General features: G+C 66.9%; 25 protein-coding genes and 3 tRNA genes. 22 read left to right on the forward strand and 6 right to left on the reverse strand.

The genetic code is table 11. The annotated features are described in order from the left end of the window. The first annotated feature begins 214 nt into the window (after positions 1–214). From AB0N75_RS01420 to AB0N75_RS01435, 4 genes are all read left to right on the forward strand, one after another. Complete coding sequence (locus AB0N75_RS01420) at positions 215–1,495, forward strand: MFS transporter (RefSeq protein WP_364644033.1); 1,281 nt, start codon at positions 215–217, stop codon at positions 1,493–1,495. A 134-nt stretch (positions 1,496–1,629) separates the two neighbouring features. Continuing rightward, positions 1,630–2,499: a zinc metalloprotease HtpX gene (htpX, locus tag AB0N75_RS01425; protein WP_364644036.1), complete on the forward strand. Its 870-nt coding sequence runs from the start codon at positions 1,630–1,632 to the stop codon at positions 2,497–2,499. 7 nt (positions 2,500–2,506) lie between these two features. Beyond that, entirely contained in the window at positions 2,507–3,193 is a 687-nt protein-coding gene (locus tag AB0N75_RS01430; protein ID WP_364644039.1) for a histidine phosphatase family protein, read from the forward strand. Between the two features lie 156 nt (positions 3,194–3,349). Further along, positions 3,350–4,522 (forward strand): FAD-dependent oxidoreductase, encoded by a 1,173-nt coding sequence (locus tag AB0N75_RS01435; protein ID WP_364644042.1) that lies wholly within the window; start codon positions 3,350–3,352, stop codon positions 4,520–4,522. A gap of 73 nt (positions 4,523–4,595) precedes the next feature. Here AB0N75_RS01435 and AB0N75_RS01440 read toward each other — a convergent pair whose 3' ends face one another. Then, positions 4,596–5,087 (reverse strand): YajQ family cyclic di-GMP-binding protein, encoded by a 492-nt coding sequence (locus AB0N75_RS01440; protein WP_364644045.1) that lies wholly within the window; start codon positions 5,085–5,087, stop codon positions 4,596–4,598. Between the two features lie 165 nt (positions 5,088–5,252). Between AB0N75_RS01440 and AB0N75_RS01445 the strand changes: the two genes are divergently transcribed. The 3 genes from AB0N75_RS01445 to AB0N75_RS01455 all read left to right on the forward strand — a co-directional run bounded on the left by AB0N75_RS01445 (position 5,253) and on the right by AB0N75_RS01455 (position 7,121). Then, positions 5,253–5,693: a hypothetical protein gene (locus AB0N75_RS01445; protein ID WP_364644047.1), complete on the forward strand. Its 441-nt coding sequence runs from the start codon at positions 5,253–5,255 to the stop codon at positions 5,691–5,693. Between the two features lie 95 nt (positions 5,694–5,788). Continuing rightward, positions 5,789–5,870, forward strand: a tRNA-Tyr gene (locus tag AB0N75_RS01450). A gap of 177 nt (positions 5,871–6,047) precedes the next feature. Then, the gene (locus AB0N75_RS01455; RefSeq protein ID WP_364644050.1) at positions 6,048–7,121 is read left to right on the forward strand and encodes a peptidoglycan bridge formation glycyltransferase FemA/FemB family protein; all 1,074 of its coding nucleotides are present in this window, start codon (positions 6,048–6,050) and stop codon (positions 7,119–7,121) included. Between the two features lie 44 nt (positions 7,122–7,165). On the opposite strand, the gene AB0N75_RS01460 is transcribed toward AB0N75_RS01455, so the two are convergent. After that, entirely contained in the window at positions 7,166–7,573 is a 408-nt protein-coding gene (locus AB0N75_RS01460; RefSeq protein ID WP_364644053.1) for a hypothetical protein, read from the reverse strand. Positions 7,574–7,834: 261 nt separating this feature from the next. Here AB0N75_RS01460 and trxA point away from each other — a divergent pair, with 261 nt between their 5' ends. Beyond that, positions 7,835–8,224, forward strand: coding sequence for a thioredoxin (gene trxA / locus AB0N75_RS01465; protein ID WP_364644056.1), 390 nt, complete (start codon positions 7,835–7,837; stop codon positions 8,222–8,224). A gap of 116 nt (positions 8,225–8,340) precedes the next feature. On the opposite strand, the gene AB0N75_RS01470 is transcribed toward trxA, so the two are convergent. Then, the gene (locus tag AB0N75_RS01470; RefSeq protein ID WP_364644059.1) at positions 8,341–9,411 is read right to left on the reverse strand and encodes a 3-methyladenine DNA glycosylase; all 1,071 of its coding nucleotides are present in this window, start codon (positions 9,409–9,411) and stop codon (positions 8,341–8,343) included. Between the two features lie 173 nt (positions 9,412–9,584). On the opposite strand from AB0N75_RS01470, the gene AB0N75_RS01475 reads away from it, so the two are divergent. From AB0N75_RS01475 to AB0N75_RS01505, 7 genes are all read left to right on the forward strand, one after another. Further along, positions 9,585–10,961, forward strand: coding sequence for a cystathionine beta-synthase (locus AB0N75_RS01475; RefSeq protein WP_364644061.1), 1,377 nt, complete (start codon positions 9,585–9,587; stop codon positions 10,959–10,961). An 11-nt stretch (positions 10,962–10,972) separates the two neighbouring features. Further along, on the forward strand, positions 10,973–12,133 hold the full coding sequence (locus tag AB0N75_RS01480; protein WP_364644064.1) for a cystathionine gamma-synthase: 1,161 nt from the start codon (positions 10,973–10,975) through the stop codon (positions 12,131–12,133). A gap of 125 nt (positions 12,134–12,258) precedes the next feature. Next, positions 12,259–12,714, forward strand: coding sequence for a VOC family protein (locus tag AB0N75_RS01485; protein WP_364644067.1), 456 nt, complete (start codon positions 12,259–12,261; stop codon positions 12,712–12,714). A 31-nt stretch (positions 12,715–12,745) separates the two neighbouring features. Then, positions 12,746–13,405 (forward strand): MOSC domain-containing protein, encoded by a 660-nt coding sequence (locus AB0N75_RS01490; RefSeq protein ID WP_364644070.1) that lies wholly within the window; start codon positions 12,746–12,748, stop codon positions 13,403–13,405. A gap of 193 nt (positions 13,406–13,598) precedes the next feature. Continuing rightward, positions 13,599–15,623, forward strand: coding sequence for an NADPH-dependent 2,4-dienoyl-CoA reductase (locus tag AB0N75_RS01495; RefSeq protein ID WP_364644073.1), 2,025 nt, complete (start codon positions 13,599–13,601; stop codon positions 15,621–15,623). Between the two features lie 16 nt (positions 15,624–15,639). Next, positions 15,640–16,188 (forward strand): helix-turn-helix transcriptional regulator, encoded by a 549-nt coding sequence (locus tag AB0N75_RS01500; RefSeq protein WP_364644076.1) that lies wholly within the window; start codon positions 15,640–15,642, stop codon positions 16,186–16,188. A 364-nt stretch (positions 16,189–16,552) separates the two neighbouring features. Further along, positions 16,553–18,499: a DEAD/DEAH box helicase gene (locus AB0N75_RS01505; RefSeq protein ID WP_364644079.1), complete on the forward strand. Its 1,947-nt coding sequence runs from the start codon at positions 16,553–16,555 to the stop codon at positions 18,497–18,499. A 235-nt stretch (positions 18,500–18,734) separates the two neighbouring features. Here the strand turns inward: AB0N75_RS01505 and AB0N75_RS01510 are convergent, their stop codons facing one another. After that, a complete protein-coding gene (locus AB0N75_RS01510) occupies positions 18,735–19,556 on the reverse strand; it encodes a putative protein N(5)-glutamine methyltransferase (protein WP_364644082.1) in 822 nt (273 codons plus the stop codon). Positions 19,557–19,844: 288 nt separating this feature from the next. Here AB0N75_RS01510 and AB0N75_RS01515 point away from each other — a divergent pair. From AB0N75_RS01515 to AB0N75_RS01545, 7 genes are all read left to right on the forward strand, one after another. After that, positions 19,845–19,916: transfer RNA gene (locus AB0N75_RS01515), tRNA-Thr, on the forward strand. Positions 19,917–19,973: 57 nt separating this feature from the next. Further along, positions 19,974–20,047: transfer RNA gene (locus AB0N75_RS01520), tRNA-Met, on the forward strand. Between the two features lie 160 nt (positions 20,048–20,207). Next, complete coding sequence (locus AB0N75_RS01525) at positions 20,208–21,116, forward strand: DUF2797 domain-containing protein (protein ID WP_364644085.1); 909 nt, start codon at positions 20,208–20,210, stop codon at positions 21,114–21,116. An 80-nt stretch (positions 21,117–21,196) separates the two neighbouring features. After that, entirely contained in the window at positions 21,197–21,451 is a 255-nt protein-coding gene (locus AB0N75_RS01530; protein ID WP_364644088.1) for a hypothetical protein, read from the forward strand. A gap of 33 nt (positions 21,452–21,484) precedes the next feature. Further along, on the forward strand, positions 21,485–21,946 hold the full coding sequence (locus tag AB0N75_RS01535) for a MaoC family dehydratase N-terminal domain-containing protein (RefSeq protein ID WP_364644091.1): 462 nt from the start codon (positions 21,485–21,487) through the stop codon (positions 21,944–21,946). Beyond that, on the forward strand, positions 21,943–22,371 hold the full coding sequence (locus tag AB0N75_RS01540; RefSeq protein WP_364644094.1) for a MaoC family dehydratase: 429 nt from the start codon (positions 21,943–21,945) through the stop codon (positions 22,369–22,371). Before AB0N75_RS01535 ends, AB0N75_RS01540 begins: the two co-directional genes overlap by 4 nt. Before the next feature lie 35 nt (positions 22,372–22,406). After that, positions 22,407–23,486, forward strand: a complete 1,080-nt coding sequence (locus tag AB0N75_RS01545) for a UDP-N-acetylmuramate dehydrogenase (protein WP_364644097.1) — start codon at positions 22,407–22,409, stop codon at positions 23,484–23,486. Positions 23,487–23,545: 59 nt separating this feature from the next. On the opposite strand, the gene AB0N75_RS01550 is transcribed toward AB0N75_RS01545, so the two are convergent. After that, positions 23,546–23,875: a hypothetical protein gene (locus AB0N75_RS01550; RefSeq protein ID WP_364644099.1), complete on the reverse strand. Its 330-nt coding sequence runs from the start codon at positions 23,873–23,875 to the stop codon at positions 23,546–23,548. 211 nt (positions 23,876–24,086) lie between these two features. After that, positions 24,087–25,895, reverse strand: coding sequence for an HNH endonuclease (locus tag AB0N75_RS01555; protein WP_364644102.1), 1,809 nt, complete (start codon positions 25,893–25,895; stop codon positions 24,087–24,089). Between the last annotated feature and the right edge of the window lie 430 nt (positions 25,896–26,325).

Genomic DNA, 26,325 nt, shown 5'->3' on the forward strand with positions numbered 1-26,325 from the left:
ACTCAGTCCAGAATATGTTCTGGAACGAGTCCAGAATAGTCGGTGAACCGGAGGTGTCGAACAAGCACGACGGCGGTGCTCGCCCCTGGTCTATCGGCAGGGCCTGGCCGCAAGCGACCGGCACATCGACCCGCCGTGGCGTTTGGGACGCCACGCTCCGCGCCTGCGCCCCGCCAGCCGAGGAAAGGTGCCGCGGGCAACTAGAATTTCCGCCATGCCCAAACTGTTTGCCGACACGGCGCCGCTGACGGAGAGCCCGGAATTCCGCAGGTTGTGGATCGGCACGTCGCTCTCTGCGATCGGCGCACAGTTGACCGCGGTGGCAGTGAGTCTGGAGGTTTACCAGCTCACCGGATCGACGTGGGCGGTCGGCGCGGTCGGCGTCGTTGGCTTGATTCCGCTGGTGCTGGCCGGGCTCTACGGCGGCTCGGTGGTGGACGCCCACGACCGCCGGAAGGTAGCGCTCTATTCCGGTCTGGTGCTCTGGGCCTGCACCGCGGTGTTTGCCCTGCAGGCGTGGTTCCAGCTGGAACAGGTGTGGTTGTTGTATCTGGTGATTGCGGTGCACTCGGCGGCGGCCGGGATCAACCAGCCGGCTCGCAGTGCGATTGTGCCGCGGCTGGTGCGGCGGGAGATGTTGCCGGCCGCCAATGCGCTGACCATGATGACGTTCGGTCTGGGCATGACCATCGGGCCGCTGGCCGCGGGCGTGCTGGTGGCCAATGTGGGCTTCGGCTGGACCTATACGTTGGACGTTCTGACATTCACGGCGGCCATTTGGGCGGTGCTCAAGCTGCCGCCGATCCCGCCCGAGGGGGACGTACGCAAGGCCGGCCTGCAATCAGTGGTGGAAGGACTGCAGTTCCTGCGTACCCGTCCGAACATCCGGATGACGTTCCTGGTGGACATGGCTGCGATGGTGCTGGCCCAGCCGCGTGCGCTGATGCCGGCCATCGGAGCGGTAATCATCGGCGGCGGCGAGGCGACCGCGGGCATCCTGCTGGCCGCGGTGGCAGCCGGTTCGTTCTTCGCGGCGGTGTTCTCCGGGCCGTTGGGAGGCGTCCGGAGGCAAGGGCTCGCGGTGCTGTGGTGCGTGGTGGTCTGGGGGATCGCGGTTGCCGGGTTCGGCGCCGTCGTCGTGATAGCGGGCCGTGCCGACGCCGCGGCTGCCGGCGATGTCAGTGAGTGGCTGCTGCCCGCGGCCCTCTGCCTTGCCGTTGCCGGTGGCGCGGACACGGTCAGCGGCGTCTTCCGCAACACCATCCTGCAAGCGGCCACGCCCGACGCCATGCGCGGGCGGCTGCAGGGCATCTTTATTGTGGTGGTGGCCGGCGGCCCGCGGCTGGGCGATGCCGTCGCCGGCGGAGGCGGCGAATGGCTGGGCGAGGGTTTCGCAGCCGTGGCCGGCGGTATCGCCTGCGTCTGTCTGGTCGGGCTGCTGCACCGGTTGCAGCCCAGATTCGCCCGCTACGACGATAGGCACCCGGAGCCATAGCTGCCGCCGGGACGCTGGGAACCTGCCGCCGGAATCCGGCGTTGGACTAAGTGTGCGGTAGATACACTGAAACCGGACATGCTGCGCCCGCAGCGGCAGAGGGCCGCATCGGCGCGGGAGAGGACTTACAGGCTGTGCACAACCACTTCAACGGACTGAAAACGGCAGGATTGCTGGGCGGTCTCTTCGCCCTGCTGCTGGCGATCGGCGCGCTGTTGGCCAGCGGGACCGGCAGCGCCAACTGGATCTGGATCATGGCCCTGATCGGCGTGGCCACCACGGCCTACAGTTACTGGAACAGCGACAAGCTGGCCATCCGCAGCATGCAGGCCTACCCGGTCACCGAAGCGGATCAGCCCGGAATGTACCGAATCGTCCGCGAACTATCCACGCGGGCCAACCAGCCGATGCCCCGGCTCTACGTTTCCCCGACCATGGCTCCGAACGCGTTCGCCACCGGGCGCAACCCGAAGAACTCGGCGGTCTGCTGCACCGAGGGCATCCTGCGCCTGCTGGACGAGCGCGAACTGCGCGGCGTGCTGGGCCATGAACTGATGCACGTTTACAACCGGGACATCCTGACCTCCTCCGTCGCCGCGGCCGTGGCGGGTGTCATCACCTCGGTGGCCCAGTTCCTGCTGTTCTTCGGCGGCCGCGACCGCAACGCCAACCCGCTCGCCCTGATCGCCATGTCCCTGCTGGCCCCGATCGCGGCCATGCTGATCCAGATGGCAGTCAGCCGCACCCGCGAATACGACGCGGACGAGGACGGCGCCACCCTGACCGACGACCCGCTGGCGCTCGCTTCCGCGCTGCGCAAGCTGCAGTACGGCACACAGCAGGCACCGCTGCCGCAGGACCAGAAGCTGGTCAACACCAGCCACCTGATGATTGCCAACCCGTTCAAGGGCGGCGGCGTCAAGAAGATGTTCAGCACCCACCCGCCGATGGACGACCGCGTGGCGCGGCTGGAACGGATGGCCGGACGGCCGCTGGGCTACTGAGGCCCACATGCGACTGCTGCTGATCCGGCACGGGCAGACACCCTCCAACGTCCGCGGGCTGCTGGATACTGGTGCGCCCGGTGCCGAACTGACCCAGTTGGGCGAGGAGCAGGCCCGTGCCCTGCCGACGGCGCTCGACGGCGAACCGATCGACGCGCTCCTGGTCTCCACGCTCGTCCGCACCCAGCTCACCGCCTCCCCGCTGGCCGCCGCCCGCAAGCTCGAGACGGATGTCCGCGACGGGCTGCGCGAAATCTCGGCAGGCGAGCTGGAAATGCGAGGCGACCGCGACGCCATCATTGCCTACATGACCACGGTCTTCGCCTGGGCATCGGGCGACCTGGACCGGCGGATGCCCGGCGGCCCGGACGGGCACGAAACATTCGGCCGCTTCGATGCCGTCATCGACGAGGCCCGCGCCGCCGGCATCGGCACCCTGGCCGTGGTCAGCCACGGAGCCATGATCCGCAGCTGGGCCGGCGCGCGGGCCTCGAACCTTTCGATCCCGTTCGTGGCACAGAATCAGTTGAGCAACACCGGGGTGGTGGTCCTCGACGGCGGCACGGACGGCTGGGAGGCGCTCACCTGGATGGGCCAAGCCGTGGGCGGGCCCGAACTGGCCGCCCCGCTCGCCGACGGTCCCACCGCCGATCCGATCAATCCGGCCCGCATCCCCACTGATTCCCGGGACTGACGACGCGCCCTTCGCTGCCCGGGCCTTCCTCGGCTGAGGAGCCTGGCCTGCGGGCTGAGGGGCCTCGCCGGCGGCTGTGGCCCGTTTCCGCCCATATGTCACAGTTCAGCACTCCGCGGTGTCCTATGTTGTAACCACTAAACAAGGGAGCTCGCGGTGACTACACGTCAACGGATCGTCGTTATTGGGGCAGGTTATGCCGGAGTCATGGCCGCGAACCGGCTGGCCGGCTGCAAGGAACTGGCAGGCCAGATCGGCGTGACCGTGATCAACCCGGCGGCGGATTTCGTGGAGCGGATCCGGTTGCACCAGGTGGCGGCGGGTAGCCGGGAGTCAGCCTCCGTTCCGATGGAATCGGTGCTGCACCCGGCCGCCACGCTGGTGGTCGGCCAGGCCTCGCGGATCGATCCGCGCGCACACACCGTCCAGTTCGACGACGGCCGCGCCCCGCTGCCCTATGACTTCCTGGTCTACGCTCCCGGCAGCGCCAGCCAGCCCGCACCCTCGGGATCCGTCGGCTACGCACTGCAGGACGCCGAGTCTGCCAAGCGTCTTCGCCCGGCGTTGGAGGAGTTGGCGCCGGGCGCCGTCGTCAGCGTAATCGGCGGTGGCCTGACCGGCATTGAGGCAGCGGCTGAAATTGCCGAGGCGAAGCCGCGGCTGACGGTGCGGCTGGTCTCGCGCGGTCCGGTGGGGGAGGACCTTTCCGACGGCGGCCGCCGCGCCTTGCTCGCCCAACTCCAATGCCTCGGGGTGCAGGTCATGGAGGGGGAGCGCGTGGACCGGTCGGACGGACAGCACATCACGCTGTCGGACGGCACCTCCCTGGCCTCCGACTGCACCGTCTGGGCGGCCGGCTTCACCGCTCCCGGCCTCGCCCGGGCCAGTGGGCTGGCTACCGATGCCGAGGGCAGGCTGCTCGTTGATTCAACCCTGGCCTGCCCCGAGTTCCCGGAAATCTTCGGCGCCGGCGACGCCGTCCACGCCCCTGACACGGTTGCCTCGCACCTGCGGATGAGCTGTGCGATCGCCATGCCCATGGGTGCCCATGCCGCCGACAACGTCGTCGCCCGGATCCAGCAGCGGAGTCCTCAGGAGTTGTCGGCCGGGTTCATGCTGCGCTGCATCAGCCTGGGCCGCAGGTCCGGGCTGGTCCAACCGGTGCAGGCGGACGATGCCCCGCGTCGTTTTGCCTTGAGCAGGCGGGTGGGGGCACTGGTCAAGGAGCAGGTCTGCCGGATGACGTTGTCGTGGATCAGGGGAGAGCGGCGGCGCAGTGGCTCGTACAGTTGGCCGCGCGGCCCGCGGGCCGTCAGGGCCGCACAGTAGCAGCGGCAGAAGACCCAGCCAAAGTACGACGACGGCCGCGAACCTGAGGTGCGCGACCGTCGTCGTACATAAATCAGCGGTAGTTGATGAACTGGAGGTCGACTTCCAGGTCAGAGCCCTTGAGTAGGGAAATGACTTCCTGCAGATCGTCGCGGGACTTGGACGTGACGCGCAGTTCGTCGCCCTGGATCTGGGCCTTCACGGCCTTGGGGCCCTCTTCGCGGATGATCTTCGAGATCTTCTTGGCCTGGTCCTGGGCGATGCCTTCCTTAATGCCGGCCTCGATTCGGTACTCCTTACCCGAGGCGAACGGCTCGCCGGCATCCAGGGACTTCAAGGAGATGCCGCGCTTGACCAGCTTGGACTGCAGCACGTCCAAGACGGCCTTCACCCGCTCCTCGGAGTTAGCCTTCATCAGGATCTTCTCGCCGCTGAAGTCGACTTCGGCGCCGACTCCCTTGAAGTCATAGCGCTGCGCAATTTCCTTCTGCGCCTGGTTCAAAGCGTTGGCAACTTCCTGCTTGTCCACCTTGCTGACAATGTCGAACGAAGACTCGCTGGCCATGGTTCCTCCTGGGTCGGGGCGTTTGTGCTTGGCACCAGCCTACTGAATCGGGTAGCGGCGGCGCAGATTTCCCAGCTTCCACGCAGCTTTCGTCCATCGTTCCTTCATCCGGATCCGCCAGAATCACTGTGTTGTATCCATCACCGATCCTCAGGAGAAGCGCACATGGGAGCCCGCCCGCGGTACATAGTCACGTCGATCAGAGTTGCCGCGGGTTCGTTCCTGACGGCCACCGCCGTCGCCACGGTGGTTGTGATGGGCTCCGCGCCGGCCACGGCGGCCACCGCCACCCTCTCATCGGTTCAGCCCCCGGTCAGGGCCGTCGGGGCTGTTCCCTTGCTCCCGCGGGATTTAGAGGACTTGGAGCGGTACCCGGGGCAAGGACTGACGGACAACACGAGAGGCATCGATGGCCCGGGCGGCGACCGCTTCAGCGCGGGCGATGCGTCCGCCGATGCAGGCAAACTCCTCGGCGTCGAGTCGGCGGCCCGGTTGGACGGCATCCGGCAGGAAATGGACCAGGCGGTGCAGTTGAAGATGGTCACCGCGGACCAGGCCGACCGCTTTGTGAACCAGATCCAGGAGCGGATTCTGCGCGGTTTGTAGCGGCCGAGGACGCCGATTCGATTCTTGGGCCGATCTTTGTGTAAAGTTGTCTTGCTTCCTCACGGGGAAGCGGTCTTCTACTGAAGAAGGCGTTCGGCAGATTACCCGAGCGGCCAAAGGGGGCTGACTGTAAATCAGCTGGCATTGCCTACGGGGGTTCGAATCCCTCATCTGCCACCGAACGGGAAACCCCGTCTGACCAAGTGACTTACTGGTCGGACGGGGTTTTTCCGTACTAGCCGGTTTCACCGGCCGCCGCTGGTTCTCCCTGCGACAACGGCCCCGGGACCGGCGTCGATAGACTTGACCGCGGATGTTACCGGCGGCGACTGGCCGCCAGAACGAGGAGTTCTCTTGCGACAATTCACCGCCCGCTTCGCAACGCCGGAGGAAATCGAGGCCTGGGACAGCCATGTCACGGCGAACCCCAACGGCGGCAACATGCTGCAGGCCAAGGCCTACGCCGCGGTGAAAGCGGAGCACGGGTGGAAGCCGCTGTACCTCGCGTATGAAACCGCCGACTACACCAGCTTCAACCTGGTGCTGGAAAAGCAGGTTCCGCTGCTGGGCAAGTACTGGTACATGATCAAGGGCCCGGACGTTGCGTCCCCCGATGACCTGCCCGGTATTTTCGAAGCGAACCGGCGCTTCTGCCAAGAGCAGGCGCGCGGCGTCTTCGCGATCCGGATCGAACCCGACGTCGAGGCAACGGATGACACGCGAGCCCTGCTGGCACGCGAAAACCTGGTCAAGATGCCGGACCTGCAGCCGAACGATCACACCGCCATCGTGGACATTGCCCCGGATCCGGAGGTGGTGCTCAAGAGCTTCTCTTCCCGCGGCCGCAACGCCGTGCGCCGCGCGATCCGCGAAGGCGCCGAAGTTGTCACGGCGGAGCCGACGGAGGAGAACTTCCGGGCCATGTTCAACCTGATGGGGCAGGTGCAGCAGGGCCAGAAAAACGTGCAGGTCCGCTCCTTCGACTACTTCAAGGCGTTCTGGGGCAACTTCATTGCCGCCGGTCAGGGCAGGCTGCTGTTCACCTACGAAGACGGCAAGCCGTCGGTGGGCGCGTTTGTGGTCAATTACGGGCGCAAGGGCACCTACAAGGACGGCGGATCGCTGCCGCGGCGCAAGCAGTACGGCGATTCACACCTGATCCAGTGGACCGCGATGAACCAACTCAAGGAGCTGGGCATCACCAGTTACGACCTGTGCGGAACTCCGCCGGCGTCCGAACTTAAGAACCCCGAGCATGAGTACTACGGCCTGGGGCTGTTCAAGACCAGCTTCACCAAGACCATCACCGACTTTGTAGGCTGCTATGACCAGGTGATCTCCCCGCTTAAGTACAAGCTCTGGTCGGCTGCGGGGGAGAAGATCGCCCGCGGACTCTACGTGCGCCGCCGCCACCAGCCGTTCTACTGAGCCGCTGCCCACGTCGGCGCGGCGGGGGCGCATCCACCCCGAGCTCACGCTGCCTCTGACAGCGGCAGCGGATGGATGTCCCAGAGGAAGCAGTACGTGCTGGGCCCGGAGTTGTGCATGACGTTGTAGTACAACCATTGCCAGCCGGTTGCGTCGTTATGGTCGGCCGGAGCCGGTGGGCAGTCGGCCGGCGTGTACCACTTTCCGTCGCTCCAGATGTAGTGCAGGTCGCCCACGTACGTGGCCGCCGGGCCGGCGCCGGGCTTGCCGTGGGGCAGGCCGATCCTGTCCTTGAGTGAGGCGCCATCGCCCACGGCATACAGTTCGTTCGTCGACGGATCATTGGCGAACGGGAGCTTGTCGTTCAGCTCGTCCATCAAACCGATGCTCTGGGAGATGGCGGCGTCGAGTTCCAGTCCTTCGGTGACAATCAGGACGGTGCAGCGGTTCATGGCGTTCCCTCCGGTAGCGGTGTCTGGTGGAATCGACCTTAGGTAGCCGGGCCCATTCGTCGGAAGGCACGAACGCAGGTTGTGGATAAAGGGAGGGGAGCCCTCCATCCCCGGCGGGCCGCCATGCCCGACGTCATGCCCGGCGGCAGCCGTGGCCCACCGCCGCCGCCGAGCCCAGCGGGCCTCCGCGCCACGCCGGAGGCTCATGCGCAGAGCGAACACGGGGCGACAGCCGGAAGCCCGGCGCGTAGCGTGGGGGGTATGGCAACCATCGATATCACCGAGGCCCAGTTCCCGCAGACCATTGAAGAGAACGACATTGTCTTCGTTGACTTCTGGGCCGACTGGTGCGGCCCCTGCAAGCAATTCGCCCCCGTCTACGACGCCGCTTCCGAGCAACACGGCGACATCGTCTTCGCGAAGGTGGACACCGAAGCCGAGCAGAGCCTCGCGGCAGCCGCCGGAATCACCTCGATCCCGACTCTGATGGCGTTTCGCGAAAAGGTGCTGGTGTTCTCCCAGCCCGGCGCACTGAACTCCAGCCAGTTCACCCAGTTGGTGGACGCGGTCAAGGGACTGGACATGCAGGAAGTCCACGCTCAGGTCGCCGCGCAGCAACAGTCCGCTCAGGACGGCACGGCAACCGAGTAGTCACACCGGTCACGAGCCTCCCGAGGGAGCAGGGCAGCTGCCCTGCTCCCTCGGTGCGTTAAGGTCCACTCGCTCGGTGCCTTTGTGCCAGCTTGTCCGGGGCGTAACCCGGAGGTTCAGTGCCGGCGGTGGTCCTGGGGTGACAGCCGCGGGCCGAACGTCGGCTTGCGGAAACCGCTGAGCACCAGCATCCGCACCACCCGTTGCCGGTGGCCCCGCCACGGTTCGAGGAGCTCGAGCATGCCGGCGTCGTCCGTCTTGCGCCCAGTAAGGGCGTAGCCCACAAACGCCGCCAAATGGAAGTCGCCCACGGACACGGAGTCCGGGTCGCCGTGCGTGCGCTGCGCGGTTTCCGCCGCCGTCCACGGGCCGATCCCCGGAATGGTGCACAGCTTGCTGGCCAGCTCCTCGCCGGCAGGCAGGGACGCCAAGCGCTCCAAGGCGCCGGCGGAGGAACAGGCGCGGATGATGGTGGCCGAGCGCTTCGAGTCCACCCCGGCGCGGTGCCAGTCCCACGACGGAATGCGCCGCCACCCGTGGGCGGTCGGCGGGACCATGAGCCCGTCCGGTGCCGGTCCGGGCGCGGGCGTCCCGTGCCGCCGGATCAGGTATTTGTACGAGTAGCGCGCCTCGATGGTGGTGATCTTCTGCTCCAGGATCACCGGTACCAGTTCATCGATCATCCGCCCGGTAGCCGGCAGCCGCAGCCCGGGATGCCGACGCCGCGGTATGCTCACCAGCCGCGGCAGGCCCGCGTGGAACGCCGGTTCGTCAAAGCCGGACCAGTCATCGTCGGCACCCAACAGGGCCGGCAGCCCGGCCAGTGCCTCCTCCGCGCCCGGCCCCCAAGCCTGTCCCAGAACGACGGCGGTGCCCCGGCTCCCTGCCTCGGCCGCGCCTTGGGCTTCGACTGTGGCTTCGCGTGCCCCGCTGAAGTCGTTGCCCCGGCCGACGGCGTTCCCGCTGCGGGTCTCGTTTCCCCGCCGCGGCCGGCGGGTGATCCGCAGGGTCGCCCCGCCGGAGGAGGTGTTCAGCGCCAGCCAGGCACCGGCGTCGTCAATCCGGGCGGTGGGATCCTGCTTGCCGCGGGACAGGATGGACAACGTCCCGGGCAGGTCGTAGGGCTCCGGGAACTCCACCTCGCTGGTGAGCCCGGTGGCACCGGACGCAGAGGCAGTGGACAGCATGGATTAATCGTCGCACGCGGGGCGGACGGTTGCGGCCCGCCGGCTCCCCGAGGCTATCCACCCGCTATCCACAGGCCATCCACCGGTCGCCCGCAGGCCAGTCGCGGGCGCCGGCGTGAACCCGTCTTACGCCGGATGTGCCCCGGTCTGGGCGGGCGGGTAGATTTGGGCCCATGAAATATGCCAATTCTGTTCTGGACCTGATCGGCAACACTCCGTTGGTCAAGCTGAACAAAGTGACCGAAGGTATTGCTGCCACCGTCCTGGCCAAGGTGGAGTATTTCAACCCGGGCGGGTCGATCAAGGACCGCATCGCGGTGAAGATGATCGAGGAAGCCGAGAAGGACGGGCGGCTCAAGCCCGGCGGCACGGTGATCGAACCCACCAGCGGCAACACCGGTGTGGGTCTGGCCCTGGTGGCCCAGCAGAAGGGCTATAAGTCCATCTTCGTGACCCCGGACAAGGTAGGCCTGGAAAAACGCGACGTGCTCAAGGCCTACGGCGCCGACGTCGTCGTCACCCCCACCTCGGTGGCCCCGGACAGCCCGGAGTCCTACTACGGTGTCTCCGACCGGCTGGTGACCGAGGTGGACGGCGGGTACAAGCCGGATCAGTTCAACAACCCCGCCGCCCCGGCCAGTCACTACGAGACAACCGGCCCGGAGATCTGGCGCGACACCGACGGCCAGGTCACGCACGTGGTGATCGGCGCCGGCACCGGCGGTACCATCACGGGAACCGGCCGCTACCTGAAGGAAATTTCCGCCGACCGGCCCAGCGGTCCGGTCAAGATCATCGGCGCCGACCCGGCGGGCTCGGTCTACTCCGGCGGCACCGGACGGCCGTACTTCGTCGAAGGCGTCGGCGAGGACATGTGGCCGGACAACTATGACAAGTCCGTTCCGGACGAGGTGCTGGCCGTTAACGACGCGGAAGCGTTCGCGATGACCCGCCGGCTGGCGCAGGAAGAGGGACTGCTGGTGGGCGGCTCCTCCGGCATGGCCGTGGTGGCGGCGCTGAACGTGGCCAAGGACCTGGGCCCGGAGGACGTTGTGGTGGTGATCCTGCCGGATTCCGGACGCGGCTACCTGGGCAAGATCTTCAACGACGAATGGATGAAGTCCTACGGCTTCATCGCCGGCGGAGAAGAAACCACGGTGGGCGAGGTGCTGCAGGGCAAGAGCGGCCGGCTGCCGGATCTGGTGCACACCCATCCCTACGAGACGGTGCGCGACGTCATCGAGATCATGAACGAATACGGCGTCTCCGTGCTGCCGGTCCTGTCGCAGGAGCCGCCGGTGGTCATGGGCGAGGTGGTCGGCGCGGTGAACGAACGGGATCTGACTGCCAGGCTGTTCAAGAACGAAGCGAAGCTGACCGACAAGGTCGGCGACCATCTGGGAGCGCCGATGCCGCTGGTCGGATCGCTGGAGACGGTGTCCGCCGCCCGGGAGAAGCTGCAGGCTGCCGACAGCGTGCTGGTCACGTTGGCCGGGGCGCCGGTGGGCGTGCTGACCCGGCACGACCTGCTGTCCTACCTCACGAGCTGAAGGAGAGAAGAATGAGCGCAGAGAACAACCAGGGCTTCAACACTCGGGCCGTGCACGCCGGCCAGGTGCCGGACGAAGCCACCGGCGCGGTGGTGCCGGCGATCTACCAGTCTTCGACCTTCGCCCAGGACGGCATCGGCGGGCTGCGCAACGGCTACGAATACGGCCGCGGCACCAACCCCACCCGCGACTCGCTGCAGGTGCAGTTGGCGGCGGTGGAGGGCGGCAAGCACGCCTTCTCCTTCGCCTCCGGCCTGGCGGCCGAAGACGCGCTGATCCGCGCCCTGCTCGCCCCGGGCGACCACATTGTGCTGGGCAACGATGCGTACGGCGGAACCTACCGGCTGATCAACCGGGTACTGGGTGCCTGGGGCATCGGCCATACCGTGGTGGACATGTCCGACGCCTCGAGGGTCGCCGCCGCCGTCAACGAGCACAAGGCCCGGTTCCTCTGGGTGGAGACTCCCTCCAACCCGATGATGAAGGTCACCGATATCGCCGCGCTGGCCGAACTGGCCCACGCCGCCGGTGCGCTGCTGGTGGTAGACAACACCTTTGCCTCGCCGTACCTGCAGAACCCGCTGGCCTTCGGTGCCGACGTCGTGGTGCACTCGACCACCAAGTACATCGGCGGGCACTCGGACGTGATCGGCGGTGCCGTGGTTCTCAACGACGACGCGCTCGCCGAGAAGATCGGCTTCGTGCAGTTCGCCGTGGGCGCAGTGTCCGCTCCGATGGATGCCTTCCTGACCACCCGCGGCCTCAAGACGCTGGGCGTGCGGATGGACCGGCATTCCGCCAACGCGCAGGCCGTGGCCGAATGGCTGCGGGACCGGCCCGAAGTGGAGGCCGTGTTCTACCCGGGGCTGCCGGACCACCCCGGCCACGAGCTGGCCAAGAAGCAGATGCGTGGCTTCGGCGGCATGGTCTCGGTCTCCTTCACCGGCGGCGAGGCGGCGGCCCGGAAGGTAGCCGAGTCCACTACGGTGTTCACGCTGGCCGAATCTCTCGGCGGCATCGAGTCGCTGGTCAACTACCCCTCGGAGATGACCCACGCCTCGGTGAAGGGCACCGAGCTGGCCGTGCCGGAGAACTTGATCCGGCTGTCCGTGGGCATCGAGGACATCGAGGACCTGATCGCCGACCTGGAGCAGGCCTTCGCCCAGCTCTAGGCGGATCTAAGGCAGATCGGAGCCGATTTAGGCGAAACACTCGACCAGGGGCAGAGGCCTGCGGTTCCGGGCGACCGGGCCGTGGGCCTCTGGCGTGTCCCGGGGCGGAGGAGAATACTGTGCCCATGGATGCGAACAAGCAGTACCTACCGGCCAGCGTTGTCCCCGGTCTGCAGTCGCGCAAGGCGGCTGCACTGATCGATTACCTCACCGGCACCGTCGGGTTCGTCGAACACGCCCGGTTCGAGGAGCACGGTGTGGTGATCCACGCGGAGCTGCTGTGGCCTGAAGGCGGCATGGTGATGGTCTCCAGCCACGCAGAAGGCACACTGTGGGCCCGTGAGCCGGGCTCGGCACAGTTGAATGTGTACACCCATGATCCTGATGACCTCTATGCCCGGTTGCAGGCGGCGGACGCCTCCATCATCCGCGACCTGCAGGACACCGATTACGGGGACCGCGGCTTCGCCATCAACGATCCGGACGGTAACCTCTGGGCCTTCGGCAAGTACCGCGGGCAGCCGCTGCCCGGTTCGAACGGCGCCAAGGACCAGGACGTCAGCTATGAAGGCCACGCCTAGGCAGGCATACGGCGAAATATATGATCACTGCATGAATCCCGGATCCCTGCTGGCCCTTTGCCGGCTGCACGCCCTGAAACCCGATGCCAGCAAGGTAGGAATCACGGGCATCGACAAACGGCCGGTCGACGGGCGGATCCCGGTCCACTCGTTGGGGCTGCGCGCGGATGTGCAAGCGGACCGCAGGAACCACGGCGGCGAGCTGAAGGCCCTCTACGCCTATGCCCAGGAAGATGCCGACGCGTGGTCTGCCGAACTCGGGCGTGACATCCCGCCGGGGCTGTTCGGCGAAAACCTGCGGACCGCCGGTGTTCAGGTCAGCGGCGCGCTGGTGGGGGAGCGGTGGCAAATCGGCCCGGAGGTCGTCGTCGAAGTGACCATGCCGCGGATTCCCTGCGCCACCTTCGCCCGGCACTTGGACGAGCCCCAGTGGGTCAAGCGCTTCCTGCAGAAGGGGCTGCCCGGCGCATACCTCAAAGTCATCGCGACCGGCTCCCTTGCGGCCAGCGATGGAATCCACATCCTCTTCCGGCCGGGACACGGCGTCAGCGTGGCGGAATCGTCGCTGGGTCTCGCCCCGGATCAAGCGCAGGCGCTCCGGGAGTCCGAGGCCAACGGCGAAATTGTGCTGCACGGCAACGTCAGCAAAGCGGTCCGCAGGGCTCTGGACCCAGGCCGGATCCACGCCTGACCGCGCTTAGCCGCCTTCGCTCTGCACCCGGGTCTCCACGCGCTCGCTGGCGCTCGCTTGGTCGACCACCGGTCCACGCGGGCCCAAATGAATGTTGCGTTCCGGACCAAATGAATCTCCCGCCATCCAGTGGTTGTTCACCGACCCTTCGAGCCGTAGTCTTTATGCAACTTGTTGTGCAAAGGAGTGCAGTATGGCTGTGGCCTACACGAAGCTGTTCGAACCGCTGGACCTTGGCTTCACCGTCCTGCCCAACCGGGTGCTGATGGGCTCCATGCATGTGGGGCTGGAGGAACTGCCCGGCGGGTTCGAGCGGATGGCCGCCTTCTACGCCGAACGAGCCCGCGGTGGCGTGGGGCTGATCGTCACCGGTGGCATCTCCCCGAATGCCGACGGCAGGCTGCAGCCCGGCGGGGCGATGATGACGACGGCGGAGGAGGCCGCCCGCCACCGCAGCATCACGGATGCGGTCCACGCCGACGGCGGGCGCATCGCGCTGCAGTTGTTGCATGCGGGCCGCTACGCCGCGCATCCGGAGCCGGTGGCGCCCAGTCCGGTGCAGGCGCCGATCAGCCCGTTCAGTCCCCGCGAACTGAGCGAGGATGACATTGAGCAGACCATCGAGGACTTCGCCGGCGCTGCGGCGCTGGCCCGCGACGCAGGGTACGACGGCGTGGAGATTATGGGCTCCGAGGGATACCTGATCAACGAGTTCATCGTGGCCAGGACCAACCAGCGCACCGACGGCTGGGGCGGCAGCTACACCAACCGGATCCGCTTCCCGCTGGAAATCGTCCGCCGCACCCGCCAGCGCGTGGGGGAGGATTTCATCATCATCTACCGGTTGTCCATGCTGGACCTGGTGGAGGGCGGGTCTACCTTCGAGGAAGTTGCCCAGCTTGCCCGCGGTGTGGAAGCGGCGGGGGCCAGCATCATTAACACCGGCATCGGCTGGCACGAATCCCGGGTGCCGACCATCGCCACCTCGGTGCCCCGGGCGGGTTTCTCCTGGGTCACCCGCCGGCTGATGGGCGCCGTCGGGATTCCCTTGGTGGCGACCAACAGGATCAACAACCCGGACACCGCCGAGCAGCTTCTGGCCGACGGGTCCGCGGACATGGTCTCCATGGCCAGGCCGTTGCTCGCCGATCCGGCGTTTATGCTCAAGGCATCGCGGGGACAGGCGGACGAAATCAATACCTGCATCGCCTGCAATCAGGCCTGCCTGGACCACACGTTTGCCGGCAAGGTCACCTCCTGCCTGGTCAATCCGCGCGCCTGCCACGAAACCGAACTGGTGATAGCGCCGGCGGCTGAGCCGAAGTCGCTGGCGGTGGTCGGCGCCGGGCCCGCCGGTCTGGCCTGTGCGGTGACCGCTGCCGGGCGCGGACACCGGGTCACGCTCTTTGAGGCTGCGGAAGAAATCGGTGGCCAGTTCAACCTGGCCAAGCAGATTCCCGGCAAGGAGGAGTTCCACGAAACCATCCGCTACTTCGGCCGCCAACTGGAGCTGCTCGGCGTCGAGGTACGGCTCAAGTCCCGGGCGACGGCAGCGGAACTGGCCGACGGAGAGTTCGACGAGATCATTCTGGCCACCGGTGTGGTGCCCCGGATCCCGGATCTGGACGGCGTGGACCACCCGAGCGTGCTTGGCTATCAGGACGTGCTGCGCGACCACCGGGAGCTCGGCGCAACGGTGGCGGTGCTGGGCGCGGGCGGCATCGGTTTCGACGTCAGCGAGTACATCACCCAGGCCGGTCCCAGCGCCACGCTTGAGCCGGAACGGTTCCGGGAGCACTGGGGGATCGACGACGACCCGGCCGTCCGCGGCGGCCTCACCGAACCCAGGCCCGCACGCCCGGCCCGGGCGGTGCATCTGCTGCAGCGCAAGGAAGCCAAGATCGGCGCCGGGCTGGGCAAGACCACGGGGTGGATCCACCGGGCGGAGCTGAAGAGCCGCGGCGTCCACATGATCTCTGCCGTTACCTACCGCAAAATCGACGACGACGGACTGCACCTGACAGTCGACGGCACCGACTCGATACTCGCCGTGGACAATGTGGTGCTCTGCACGGGGCAGGAACCGCAGCGCGAATTGCTGGAGGCGCTGGAGGACCTGGGCCTGCCGGTCCATCTGGTGGGCGGCGCGGACGTCGCCGCCGAACTCGATGCCAAACGCGCCATCAACCAAGCGACCCGGCTCGCCGCGGCGCTGTAGCGGAAGGAACTGGACCATGTCCCTGCCGCACGCCATCCTCACCGCGCTGCTGGAACAACCCGGCTCCGGGGCGGAACTGGCCCGCCGGTTCGATAAGTCCTTCGGCTTCTTCTGGCCGGCCACCCACCAACAGATCTACCGCGAGCTGGCCAAGCTGGAACTGAACGGGTTGGTCAAATCCGGCGGCCGCGACTCCAGCCGGGGCCGGGCCAAGGACTACACCGTGCTCGCCGCCGGCCGGAAAGAATTGAGCCGCTGGACGCTGGAGCAGCAGGAGCCACGTCCAGTCCGCGAGGAATTGATGATCCGGCTGCGTGCCTCCTCGGTGCTGGGCGATGTCCCCCTCGCCGACGAGCTGGAGCGGCATCTCGGCCTGCACCGCGCCCAGTTGGCCACCTATCAACAGCTGGACCAACGGGGCACCTGGGACGACGCCAACCGTCTGCAGAGAGCCGTGCTGCAGGCCGGGATCATGTTCGAGCAGACGTGGATCGAGTGGGCCGAACAAACCCTGGGGCTGCAGCCTGCAGCGGCGGCCGATCAAGCGACCGGCGCCCCGAGGTAACCGGCTGTGCCGAACGTCACCGGCCGTCGTCGTGCTTTCCCGCAGAAATGGGCCGCCCGCATGACGTACACTGGATGCATCCCCCACTGTCGGTATTCCCTTAGTTCTGCGCGATAATGCCACTCATGGTCTTGTCGAAGCGTCTGATTGGTGTGTGGGTCCGCCTCTAAACGGCGGGCAGTTTCATGTTTGGGAGCGCCGGCTAAAGAAAACGCCGCCAGGTTCCCCGCACAATGCGGGCAGCCAGCGAAGCGGCGGAAAGCCCTGCCACGGGATTGTAATAGCGCCGGGCTTTGAGTCAGAGGACCGCGGACATTGATGTGCCGCGGCCACCGGTCCCCAGCTGAATACGAGGAACTGCCCCGTGTCCGAAAACACTGTTAACACTCTGCCCGAAAACACCGACGCCGCTCCGGCCGTCGAAGACGAGAACACCGTACTCTTCACCGACTTCGGCCTCGATGGCCGCGTGCTCGCGGCTCTGACCGACGTCGGCTACGAAAAGCCCTCGCCGATCCAGGCCGCCACCATTCCAGTGCTGCTTGAAGGCCGCGACGTGGTGGGCCTGGCCCAGACCGGCACCGGCAAGACCGCGGCCTTCGCCGTTCCGGCGCTGTCCCGGATGGCCGAACTGCCGCCGACCAAGAAGACCCAGATCCTGGTGCTGGCACCCACCCGCGAGTTGGCCCTGCAGGTGGCGGAGGCGTTTTCGTCCTACGCCGCACACATGGACGATTTCACCGTGCTGCCGGTCTACGGCGGTTCCGCCTACGGCCCGCAGCTGGCCGGACTGCGCCGCGGCGCCCAGGTTGTTGTCGGCACCCCGGGCCGCGTGATCGACCACATCGAAAAGGGTTCCCTGGACCTGTCCGAACTGCAGTACATGGTGCTGGACGAGGCCGACGAGATGCTGCGCATGGGCTTCGCCGAAGAGGTGGACCAGATCCTCTCGAAGACCCCCGAAGATAAGCAGGTTGCGCTGTTCTCGGCGACCATGCCGACCGCCATCCGCCGGATCGCCAAGAAGTACCTGAAGGACCCGGCCGAAATCACGGTCAAGGCCAAGACCACCACGGGCACCAACACCCGCCAGCGCTACCTGCAGGTCATGGGCCCGCACAAGCTCGACGCGATGACCCGGATCCTGGAAGCCGAAGACTTCGACGGCGTGATCGCCTTCGTGCGCACCAAGATGGCCACCGAAGACCTGGCCGACAAGCTCAAGGCCCGCGGCTACCGCTCCGCCGCCATCAACGGCGACATCCCGCAGCAGCAGCGTGAGCGCACCGTCGAGGCGCTGCGCGACGGCAAGATCGACATCCTGGTCGCCACCGACGTTGCCGCCCGCGGGCTGGACGTGGAGCGCATCACCCTGGTGGTCAACTACGACATCCCGCACGACACCGAGTCCTACGTGCACCGCATCGGCCGCACCGGCCGCGCCGGCCGCTCGGGCGACGCCATCCTGTTCATGACGCCGCGCGAGAAGTACCTGCTGCGCGCCATTGAGAAGGCCACCCGCCAGCCGGTGGAGCAGATGCACCTGCCCTCCGCCGAGACCATCAACAACCTGCGGATGCGCAAGTTCGCGGAAAAGATCACCGAGACCCTGGCCTCCGAAGACGTCTCGATCTTCCGCGACCTGATCGCGAACTACGAGACCGAGCACGACGTTCCGGCAGCCGAAATTGCCGCTGCCCTGGCCGTCATGGCCCAGGGCGGACGCCCGCTGCTAGTTCAGGACCTGCCGGAAGCACCGAAGGGCCAGCGCGAGCGTGCCGGCGGCGGACGTGACGGCATGAATTCCCGCGGTCCGTCCCGCACCCTGACCGAGGGCAACGCCACCTACCGGATCGCCGTCGGGCGCCGCAACCGCGTGATGCCCGGCTCCATCGTCGGCGCCATCGCCAACGAGGGCGGCCTGTCGGCCGCGCAGATCGGCGGCATCGACATCCGCTCGGACCACTCGCTGGTCGAGCTGCCCGCGGACCTGAGCAAGGACCAGCTGCGCGCACTGTCCAAGACCCGCATCGGCGGCGAGCTGATTCACCTGGAGCTCGACTCCGGACGCAAGCCGCGCCGGGACCGCGACGACTTTGGCGGTGGCCACCGCGGCGGCTTCCGCAGCGACCGGGGAGACCGGCCGTTTACCAAGAAGTCCGACGGCGACCGCCCCTACAAGAAGAAGTTTGACGGGGATCGTCCGTACAAGAAGAACGACGGCGAACGCAGCTTCAGCGGCGACCGCGGTGGCTTCGGCGGCGAGCGCAGCTTCGGCGGCCCGCGCAAGCCCCGCCACACCCGCGGCTGATCCCCACCGGATCTCTTAGCCACCCTCCGGGGCATCTGTCATGGACAGGTGCCCCGGAGGCGTTTAACCCGCCTTCCGGACGACTGACCGGCCTCCCTCAGCCCGCGCACGCCGGCTCAGCCCGCGCACGCCGGCTCAGCCCGCGCACGCTCTCTCAGCCTGCGCACGCCGGCTCAGTCAGCGCACGCCGGACGGTCCCGGCTTCCGTGCGTTCCGGTATCGGGCCGTCCTCACATCAGCGCGTGCAGGGGCTCCAGGGGGCGCTACGGGAGCTCCTCCGGGTACCGGCGACCACCGCGGACCCGTGTTCGGGGGAGTAGGCCACGGCGGCTGCCAGCCCGCAGCGCTCAAAGACGCCGGCAGCAGCCTCCGCTTGGCGCTCGCTCGTTTCCACTAGGACCGACCCTCCCGGTGCCAACCACTCCGGTGCGCCCGCCCCAACGCGGCGCATGACCGCCAAACCGTCCGCACCGCCGTCGAGCGCCCACGCCGTTTCATGCAGGCGGGCCTCGGCCGGCAGCAGGGCGATCTCCCGTGTGGGCACATAGGGCACGTTGGCGGCCAGCACATCCACCCGACCCCGCAGCCCCGAGGGCAGCGCGTCGAAGAGATCGCCCTCGTGCACCTGCGCGGCCGGCAGGTTCTGGCGCGCACAAGTAACCGCCGCCGGATCCACATCAACGGCATGCAGTTCGGCCGGTGCCAGCAGCTTGTTCAGTGCCGCTCCCACGGCACCGGAGCCGCAGCACAGGTCGACGACGACGGCGGTGCCCGCCGGGGCAACCTCGGCTGCACGCTGGACCAAAAACTCCGTTCTCCGGCGCGGGACGAAGACCCCAGGAGCCACGGCAACACGCAAGCCGCAGAACTCAGCCCAACCCAGGACCTGTTCCAAAGGCATGCCGGCAGCGCGCTGTTCCAGCCTTGCAGCCAGGACTTCCGGGTGCCGGTCGTCGGCCAGCAGCAGGTCCGCTTCTTCCTCAGCAAATACGCAGCCTGCGGCACGCAGCCGGGAGACGATTCCATCCCGGCACGCGGATGACTGGGAAACCTGCATGGGTTCCTTTCGAATGGTGTCCCCAGACTACCCACTAGCCCGCGGTTCACGCCTGATTTCATGTGATCTTCGCTGCAATTTGCCGGCGGAGTTCCGCATCGGCAGTTTCCGTTCCGCTGCACGGTTCCGGCTCCGTTTTCGGCGTCTCCAAGGGCGAGAACCATGGTCGAAGACCGTACATCCGAGGCCCGTTCGCAGCCCAGTCCGGAGTCTGCGGTGTGGCGTTGACCACGGGGCCTCAATTCGATTTCATCCCGAGGCAAATTGCTGGTAATGTATTTCTCCGTTGCCCCCCTAGCTCAGTGGTAGAGCGCGTTCTTGGTAAGAACGAGGTCACCGGATCGATTCCGGTGGGGGGCTCTGAATGGTAAAGCCCGCGTCTGCGTCGCGAGACGCAGCGCGGGCGCTCCCATTCGTGGCGGTGTAGCTCAGCTGGTTAGAGCGCACGACTCATAATCGTGAGGTCCCCGGATCGAGTCCGGGCACCGCTACAAAGCCTTGAAGGGCCCGATCGAAACTACGGTTTCGTACGGGTCCTTCAGCTTGTTAAGGGGTCCGCTAGTCCGTGCTGCAGCCGTCTGTCCACCGGGCCGTGCTGCAGCCGTCTGTCCACCGGGCCGTGCTGCGCATCCCTTTACTAGAGTGGACGCCATGCCCGCCCTCTATCTTGCCCACGGCATCGTCTGGACCGCTGCAGGGCCCCAGCTGCGCCTGGCCTCCCCGAATGGCACCCCGGAGGGCATTCCAGTAAGAGTCGGGACGCGTCTGGGCTTCCACGTGCTGGATCCACAGGTCTTCTGCCTGGGCAGCCACCGGGTGCAGTCCGCAGACGAGCGGACACATGTGCCGTGCCGGCTGCAGGCGCCGGCCGAGCGCGGCTACCAGTGTGTTAACTGCTTCCTCAATGACGACTTGCGCTTCCTGCATGACAGCCATCGAAGCGGCCGTGCGCCTGAGGGGCTGTTGCTGTACCTCGCGCAGCCACACTGGCTCTACGTGGCGACGTTCGCCAACGGCGCCAGCAAGGTGGGCACGGCGGCCAACATACGAAAGTCGCTGCGGTTGGCCGAGCAAGGCGCCGTGGTCGCCCGTTACGTCGCCAAGACGCGTGATGGGCGGGTGGTCCGGGTGCTGGAGGACATGGTTTCGGGATCTACTGAGCTGACCCAAGCCGTGCGTGGCGCCGCCAAGTATGCCGGGCTCCTGACCCCGCTGCCTGTGGACGACTTGGAGCGGATTAACGCGAGCCACGCCGCTACTGTCCGCAAGTTGCTGCCTGCCGCTCACCTGGAAGGCTTCGACGTCGTCGACGAGCAGTGGCCGTTGCCGCAGCTCGCGGCGCCGGTGCTGGCGGATGGCATCAGGAGAAGCTACCCGAGCAACTTTGATTCAGGAGACCATGGACTCACCGTGCAGGGCATTCTGGGCAGCGTCGCGGCGGCACAGCTGACGGAGGGTGGCCCGCACTTCCTGGCGGACCTCGGGAGACTCAAGGGCCGCCGGATCGAACTGGGGGACTTCGTCTCCGAGCTGCCCGCCATGCAGGAACAACTGTTCTAGCCACCATCTGGACCGAGGCCTATGCACGGCCAACAGCCCCACGGTTCGGCCGGTAGCGGCGCGGCCGGTAACCTTGAAGTATGAATCCTTGGGACCTCGGCTCGCCGCTGTACCGCAAGCTGGTGATCTCTGCCATGGCGCTCATCGGCCTCGGGATCCTGCTGTCTGTCATCGGCGCCTCGGCCAGCATCCAATGGCTGATCTGGGCGGCCATCGCGGTCATCGCCACGGGACTGCTGACCCATCTGGCGGGGCTGTTGGTTCGATTCCGCGACGCCCGTGCCAGGCAGGCGGCCGCAAATCCGCGCAGCACCCCTCCGTCCAAGCGACGTTAGTCCATTCCCGCCCGCTCCACCTGAAGGAGATCCATGTCCGAGCAAGCCGGGGTCAACCCCGACCTCGCCGGCCGCGTGTACCCGGCCGGCGCTGCCTACACTGTGGGCCGCGAGAAAATCAGGGAGTTTGCCTCGGCGGTGAAAGCCACGCACCCCGCGCACTTCGACGTTGAAGCCGCGCGCGCACTCGGCTACGCCGATTTGGTGGCGCCGCCTACCTTCGCCATCATCGTGGCCCAACGGGCAGATGCTCAGCTGATCGAGGATTCGGACTCCGGCATCGATTTCTCCCGCGTCGTCCACGCCGACCAGCGGTTCGTCCATCACCGGCCGATCGTCGCCGGCGACGAGCTCGTCGCTGAGCTCCATGTGGACCAAGTTCGCGCCATGGGCGGCGGGGCCATGATCACCACCCGCGCCGAGATCAGCACCGTGGCCGGCGAGAAAACGGCCACCACCACGTCGTCAATCCTGGTGAGAGGGGAAGGCCAGTGAGCGTTGAACTGAACGAACTGACTGTTGGACAGGACATCGGTTCACGAGCCATTGAGGTCTCCCGCGCAGACTTGGTCAGGTACGCCGGTGCCTCGGGCGACTTCAATCCAATCCATTGGAACGGGCGCTTCGCCGAGCAGGTGGGACTTCCCGGCGTCATAGCGCATGGCATGTTCACGATGGGTGCTGCCGTGCAATTGGTGACGGACTGGATCGGCAACCCGGCCGCCGTCGTCGACTACCAGACACGGTTCACTAAGCCAGTCCTCGTGGAGGATGTTGACGGCCCCGGTGCCAACATCGAAGTCAGCGGTTCCATCGGAGCCATCGACGAAGACAACGGGACGGCGCGAGTGGACCTGACGGTCACCGCTGCGGGTGTGAAGGTGCTGGTCAAAGCCCAGGCGGTCGTCAAGGTTTGGTGACTCGCCCTGAACCCGGCAGCGGAGAGGCCGGCGCCGTGACAGAAACGATTCTTGCTCCGTTGACAACGCTTGGTGTGGGCGGCGTGGCCCGGCGTTATGTCGAGGCCGGCTCCGAGTCCCAGATTGTCGATGCCGTCAAGGCTGCCGACGGCTCCGGCGACGACCTTCTGATCGTCGGCGGCGGGTCCAACCTCGTGATTTCCGACGACGGCTTCCCCGGAAGCGTTATTCGTGTCGCCAACACCGGCTACACCGTTCATGAACAGGGCGGCACCGTGGCGCTGACGGTTCAAGCCGGCCAGCCCTGGGACGACCTCGTGGCACTGACCGTCGCCAACGGCTGGGCCGGGCTGGAAGCGCTCTCCGGTATCCCGGGGCTAACGGGTGCCACGCCGGTACAGAACGTCGGCGCCTACGGATCCGACGTATCGCAAACCATCACTCGGGTCCGAACATGGGACCGGCGGGCTGGTTCGATCCAGGAATTCGACAACAGCGACCTCGCGTTTGGCTATCGGGACTCGGTCTTGAAGCGAAGCACCGTCAACGGTTCGCCGCGCTTCGTAGTGCTGGAAGTAGAGTTCCGGCTGACGGCGGGGCGGCAAAGCCTTCCGATCCGGTACGCCGAATTAGCCCGCGTGCTGGGAGTCGAGATCGGTGGAACAGCCAAGGCCTCGGACGTTCGACGGGAAGTACTCCGACTGCGAGCGTCCAAGGGGATGGTCCACGATCCTGACGACAGGGACACATTCAGCACGGGATCTTTCTTCACCAATCCCATTGTCGATGCCGCAACCGCGCAAGGACTTCCCGCGAGTGCACCGCGGTGGCCGGCCGGTGACCAGATCAAGCTGAGCGCGGCCTGGCTCATCGACCAAGCCGGCTTCTCCAAGGGCTTCGGTCTCGAGGGCACATCAAACGGTGACCTCAGAGGGGACGCTTTGGCCGGCGGACGCGCGTCCCTGTCGACCAAGCACACACTGGCAATCACCAACCGTGGTGAAGCCAGCGCAGAAGACATTCTGGCCATCGCCCGTGCGGTACGGGACGGAGTTGAACATGCCTTTGGTATTCGGCTTCAGCCCGAGCCTCTGTTGATCGGGTGCAGCCTCTAACGCCGTCATCCAGCAGTGTGAGGCTGTCGGGGTAGCCCTTCCTCCTCTGGCATAGGTTCTTACGGCAGATCTTCGCGAGTGATCGGGGCATCTGCCGGTTGGAGCAGGCGTTGTGGTACTTTGCGGCCCCGTGGGCGGGCGGCGAGTTCTTCGTGCCGGATCATGAATTGGATGATGCTCGGCCGCAGCGCACGGAGATTGACCAGGCCGCTGCTGCATAACCAGCAGACCAAGCGGTAGCTGTGATTCACCTGCACCAGCCGGTCGGTGCCATGGTCCAGCAGCCACTCCGGCGACAAGAAATCGTGCATTGGCGGCAGGAGAAAGTCTGCTGGCAAAAGCCTGGCAAACGTGTCCTTCGGCTCAAAGCACTGTTCAATCTGCAACATCAACCACCATTCCTCGGAGACGTAGGCAGGGCCGCAGGCTTCGATGCACCTCCGTAAATGCGCCTCGAGCCTTTGAGAACGATCCTCCCGAATCGGTCGGGATCGACGCTGCTGTGCGAAGAAGTCCCGGAGAACTTCGTCGACGGTCGGCTGAGGTTGGTTGCGTCTACTCACTATCGGTCCCTTTCCTGCGTGATCTCGAATCCGGCTTTCAGAAGGGCGGCTGCGTTTCGTCGCATGGTGGTTCGCCCTGCTCGTTCTCGGCTGGAGTATCGGCTTGGTCTTCGGTTGTGGGGTAGGTGATGGCCCAGCCTTCGTCGGGGGTGGTGGTGTGGGTGTGGCCGGAGCGGGTGGTGAAGTGAAGGGTTCCGTCCTTGTCTTGGGTGACGGTTCCGCCGCCGTGGTGTTTGGTTTTGTGGCCGGGTTTGCACCGGGCGCCGAGGTTTTCGGCCACTGTTTTGCCGCCGTCTTCCCAGGCGATGGTGTGGTCGATCTCGCATTGGTCGGCGGGGACGGTGCAGCCGAAGTCGCGGCAGTGCCGGTCGCGTAGCCGGACGAGGCGTTTGAGCCATTCGGGCGGGATCCGCAGGTCTTTGGCGGCGGCGATGGCTTGGCCGTGGTCGTCGGTGAGCACGAGGAGCCAGGATTTGGCCAGCGCGGTGAGGTTGCGGGTCATTTCGGGCGGGATGAGTCCGTAGCCGGTGAGTTCGCCGGGGTCTTCGGCCAGCCGGAGCAGGGTGGTCAGCGGCGCGGTGACTGCGGCCGAGGCGGTGGTGTTCGCGCCGCAGCAGGTGCAGTGGCCCTGGCCGGCGGCCCCGTTGCCGGTGGCAGTGTCCCGGGCGGCCGTCTCCGTGGCGGCGGTTTCGGGTTTGGGCGTGGCTGCGGCTTCCGGTGTTGTTGTCTGCGCTGCGGTGGTGGTGCCGTTGCCGGTGGTGGGGGCGGGTTGGTAGGCGTGGTCGGGGTAGCGCAGGAGCATGTCGGTGAAGACGTCGGCGCGGAGTTGGCCGAGGGTGCGGTTCTCTTTGGCGGTTTGCAGTTTCCTGGCGTGGGCTTGGAACAGGTTGTAGGCGAGCAGGGCTTTGTCCGCGGAGGTGCGGATGTAGAGGTCGGCCATGCCGTCGTCCTGCGGGAGGTATTGGACGGTGCGCCGTTCCATCGCGGCCCGGTGCCGGGTCTCGAGGGGTTGGGGGTGGAGCCGGTCGCGGGCGGTGCGGGCGCGGGCCTGGACGGATTCGAGGGTGATGGTCCCGGCGCCGTCCAGGACCGTGTGCTCGAACTCGGCCAGGCTGTCCGGCGGGAGGTCGGCGCCTTTGCGGGCGATCGCCGCGGCGCGGGGCAGGTCGATGGCGCCGTAATCCAGGGCGGCCAGGGTGGCGGGCAGGTGGGTGGCGATCTGGTGCGCGTCGGCCAGGTCCGCGGCCGCCTGCCGGCAGGGCAGGGCGAGGATGGGGGCAAGTTCCTGGGCGGCGTGCCGGGAGATCCCGTCCGGCGCCCCGGCATCGGTGCCGGTGGCGGGCCGGAGCACGGCCATCCGGTGCAGGCCGCGGGTGCGGCGGGACTGGGTCCAGGCCTCGTGTTTGCGGACGGCTTTGAGGTATTCGAGGACTGACCAGTCATCCAGGGCCTCGGGGTCGGTGCCGGCGAGCAGCCCGGCCAGTTCCGCCGGTTCCAGCTCCCGCCAGTCCTCCTCCCACAACTCCCGCCCCGCCGGCACCCCTTCCGGGATATCACCTTCCGGGCCGGAGGCGACCGGAGAATCGGCGGCTGCCGGGGCAGTTCCACAGGCAGCAAGTTCTGATGGGAGTCCGTCCTCCGCTGTGGCAGGATCGGCTGCAGATTGAGCAGGGGCGGTTCCGTCGGGACTGGGGACCGGCTCGGCGGCAAGCTCAGCCTCCGGCTCGGAGTCATGCTCCGATTCCTGCTCGGCGCCGTGCACAACTTTCGACACTCCGTCGGGCGCGGCTTTGGAGCCGGAGTGTTCCTCCGGCTCCTGCGCCTCGTCCAACGGGTCCGCTGCCATGCTTCAACGCTACGCAGCGCAAGCTTCGGGTAGAACAGGTGTTCGACGTATGTGCACAAATGACGGCCGGCGTGGCCCTGTGTAGGACAGGACAGGTGTAGAGGCCGGGAGCGGCTTGTGGAGGACAGGTCTGCTTCAAGAGGTGGGAGGCCCGGCTGGAGGCCGCAAAGCGGCGGAGGATGAGACGCGTGCGGCGGAGAGACCCGCCGCGGGGGGCGCAGGCGCCGGAGGGCAAGACGATCTGGGAAGGGGAGGCCGCCGGAGGGCAAGACGATCGGGGAAGGGGAGGTCGGTGGAGGACGGGACGGGTTGCGGACACGGGGGAGCAGCTGGTGGAGGACGGGACGGGTTGCGGACACGGGGGAGCAGCTGGTGGAGGACGGGACGGGTTGCGGACACGGGGGAGCAGCTGGTGGAGGACGGGACCGTA

The organism is Arthrobacter sp. NPDC089319 (assembly GCF_040684925.1).
GTDB lineage: Bacteria > Actinomycetota > Actinomycetes > Actinomycetales > Micrococcaceae > Crystallibacter.

Coding starts and splice junctions, on each gene's coding strand:
- AB0N75_RS01420 (WP_364644033.1), top strand. CDS start 215: ATGCCCAAACTGTTTGCCGACACGGCGCCGCTGACGGAGAGCCCGGAA.
- AB0N75_RS01430 (WP_364644039.1), top strand. CDS start 2,507: ATGCGACTGCTGCTGATCCGGCACGGGCAGACACCCTCCAACGTCCGC.
- AB0N75_RS01440 (WP_364644045.1), bottom strand. CDS start 5,087: ATGGCCAGCGAGTCTTCGTTCGACATTGTCAGCAAGGTGGACAAGCAG.
- AB0N75_RS01445 (WP_364644047.1), top strand. CDS start 5,253: ATGGGAGCCCGCCCGCGGTACATAGTCACGTCGATCAGAGTTGCCGCG.
- AB0N75_RS01460 (WP_364644053.1), bottom strand. CDS start 7,573: ATGAACCGCTGCACCGTCCTGATTGTCACCGAAGGACTGGAACTCGAC.
- trxA (WP_364644056.1), top strand. CDS start 7,835: ATGGCAACCATCGATATCACCGAGGCCCAGTTCCCGCAGACCATTGAA.
- AB0N75_RS01470 (WP_364644059.1), bottom strand. CDS start 9,411: ATGCTGTCCACTGCCTCTGCGTCCGGTGCCACCGGGCTCACCAGCGAG.
- AB0N75_RS01475 (WP_364644061.1), top strand. CDS start 9,585: ATGAAATATGCCAATTCTGTTCTGGACCTGATCGGCAACACTCCGTTG.
- AB0N75_RS01480 (WP_364644064.1), top strand. CDS start 10,973: ATGAGCGCAGAGAACAACCAGGGCTTCAACACTCGGGCCGTGCACGCC.
- AB0N75_RS01485 (WP_364644067.1), top strand. CDS start 12,259: ATGGATGCGAACAAGCAGTACCTACCGGCCAGCGTTGTCCCCGGTCTG.
- AB0N75_RS01490 (WP_364644070.1), top strand. CDS start 12,746: ATGAATCCCGGATCCCTGCTGGCCCTTTGCCGGCTGCACGCCCTGAAA.
- AB0N75_RS01495 (WP_364644073.1), top strand. CDS start 13,599: ATGGCTGTGGCCTACACGAAGCTGTTCGAACCGCTGGACCTTGGCTTC.
- AB0N75_RS01500 (WP_364644076.1), top strand. CDS start 15,640: ATGTCCCTGCCGCACGCCATCCTCACCGCGCTGCTGGAACAACCCGGC.
- AB0N75_RS01510 (WP_364644082.1), bottom strand. CDS start 19,556: ATGCAGGTTTCCCAGTCATCCGCGTGCCGGGATGGAATCGTCTCCCGG.
- AB0N75_RS01525 (WP_364644085.1), top strand. CDS start 20,208: ATGCCCGCCCTCTATCTTGCCCACGGCATCGTCTGGACCGCTGCAGGG.
- AB0N75_RS01530 (WP_364644088.1), top strand. CDS start 21,197: ATGAATCCTTGGGACCTCGGCTCGCCGCTGTACCGCAAGCTGGTGATC.
- AB0N75_RS01535 (WP_364644091.1), top strand. CDS start 21,485: ATGTCCGAGCAAGCCGGGGTCAACCCCGACCTCGCCGGCCGCGTGTAC.
- AB0N75_RS01550 (WP_364644099.1), bottom strand. CDS start 23,875: ATGTTGCAGATTGAACAGTGCTTTGAGCCGAAGGACACGTTTGCCAGG.
- AB0N75_RS01555 (WP_364644102.1), bottom strand. CDS start 25,895: ATGGCAGCGGACCCGTTGGACGAGGCGCAGGAGCCGGAGGAACACTCC.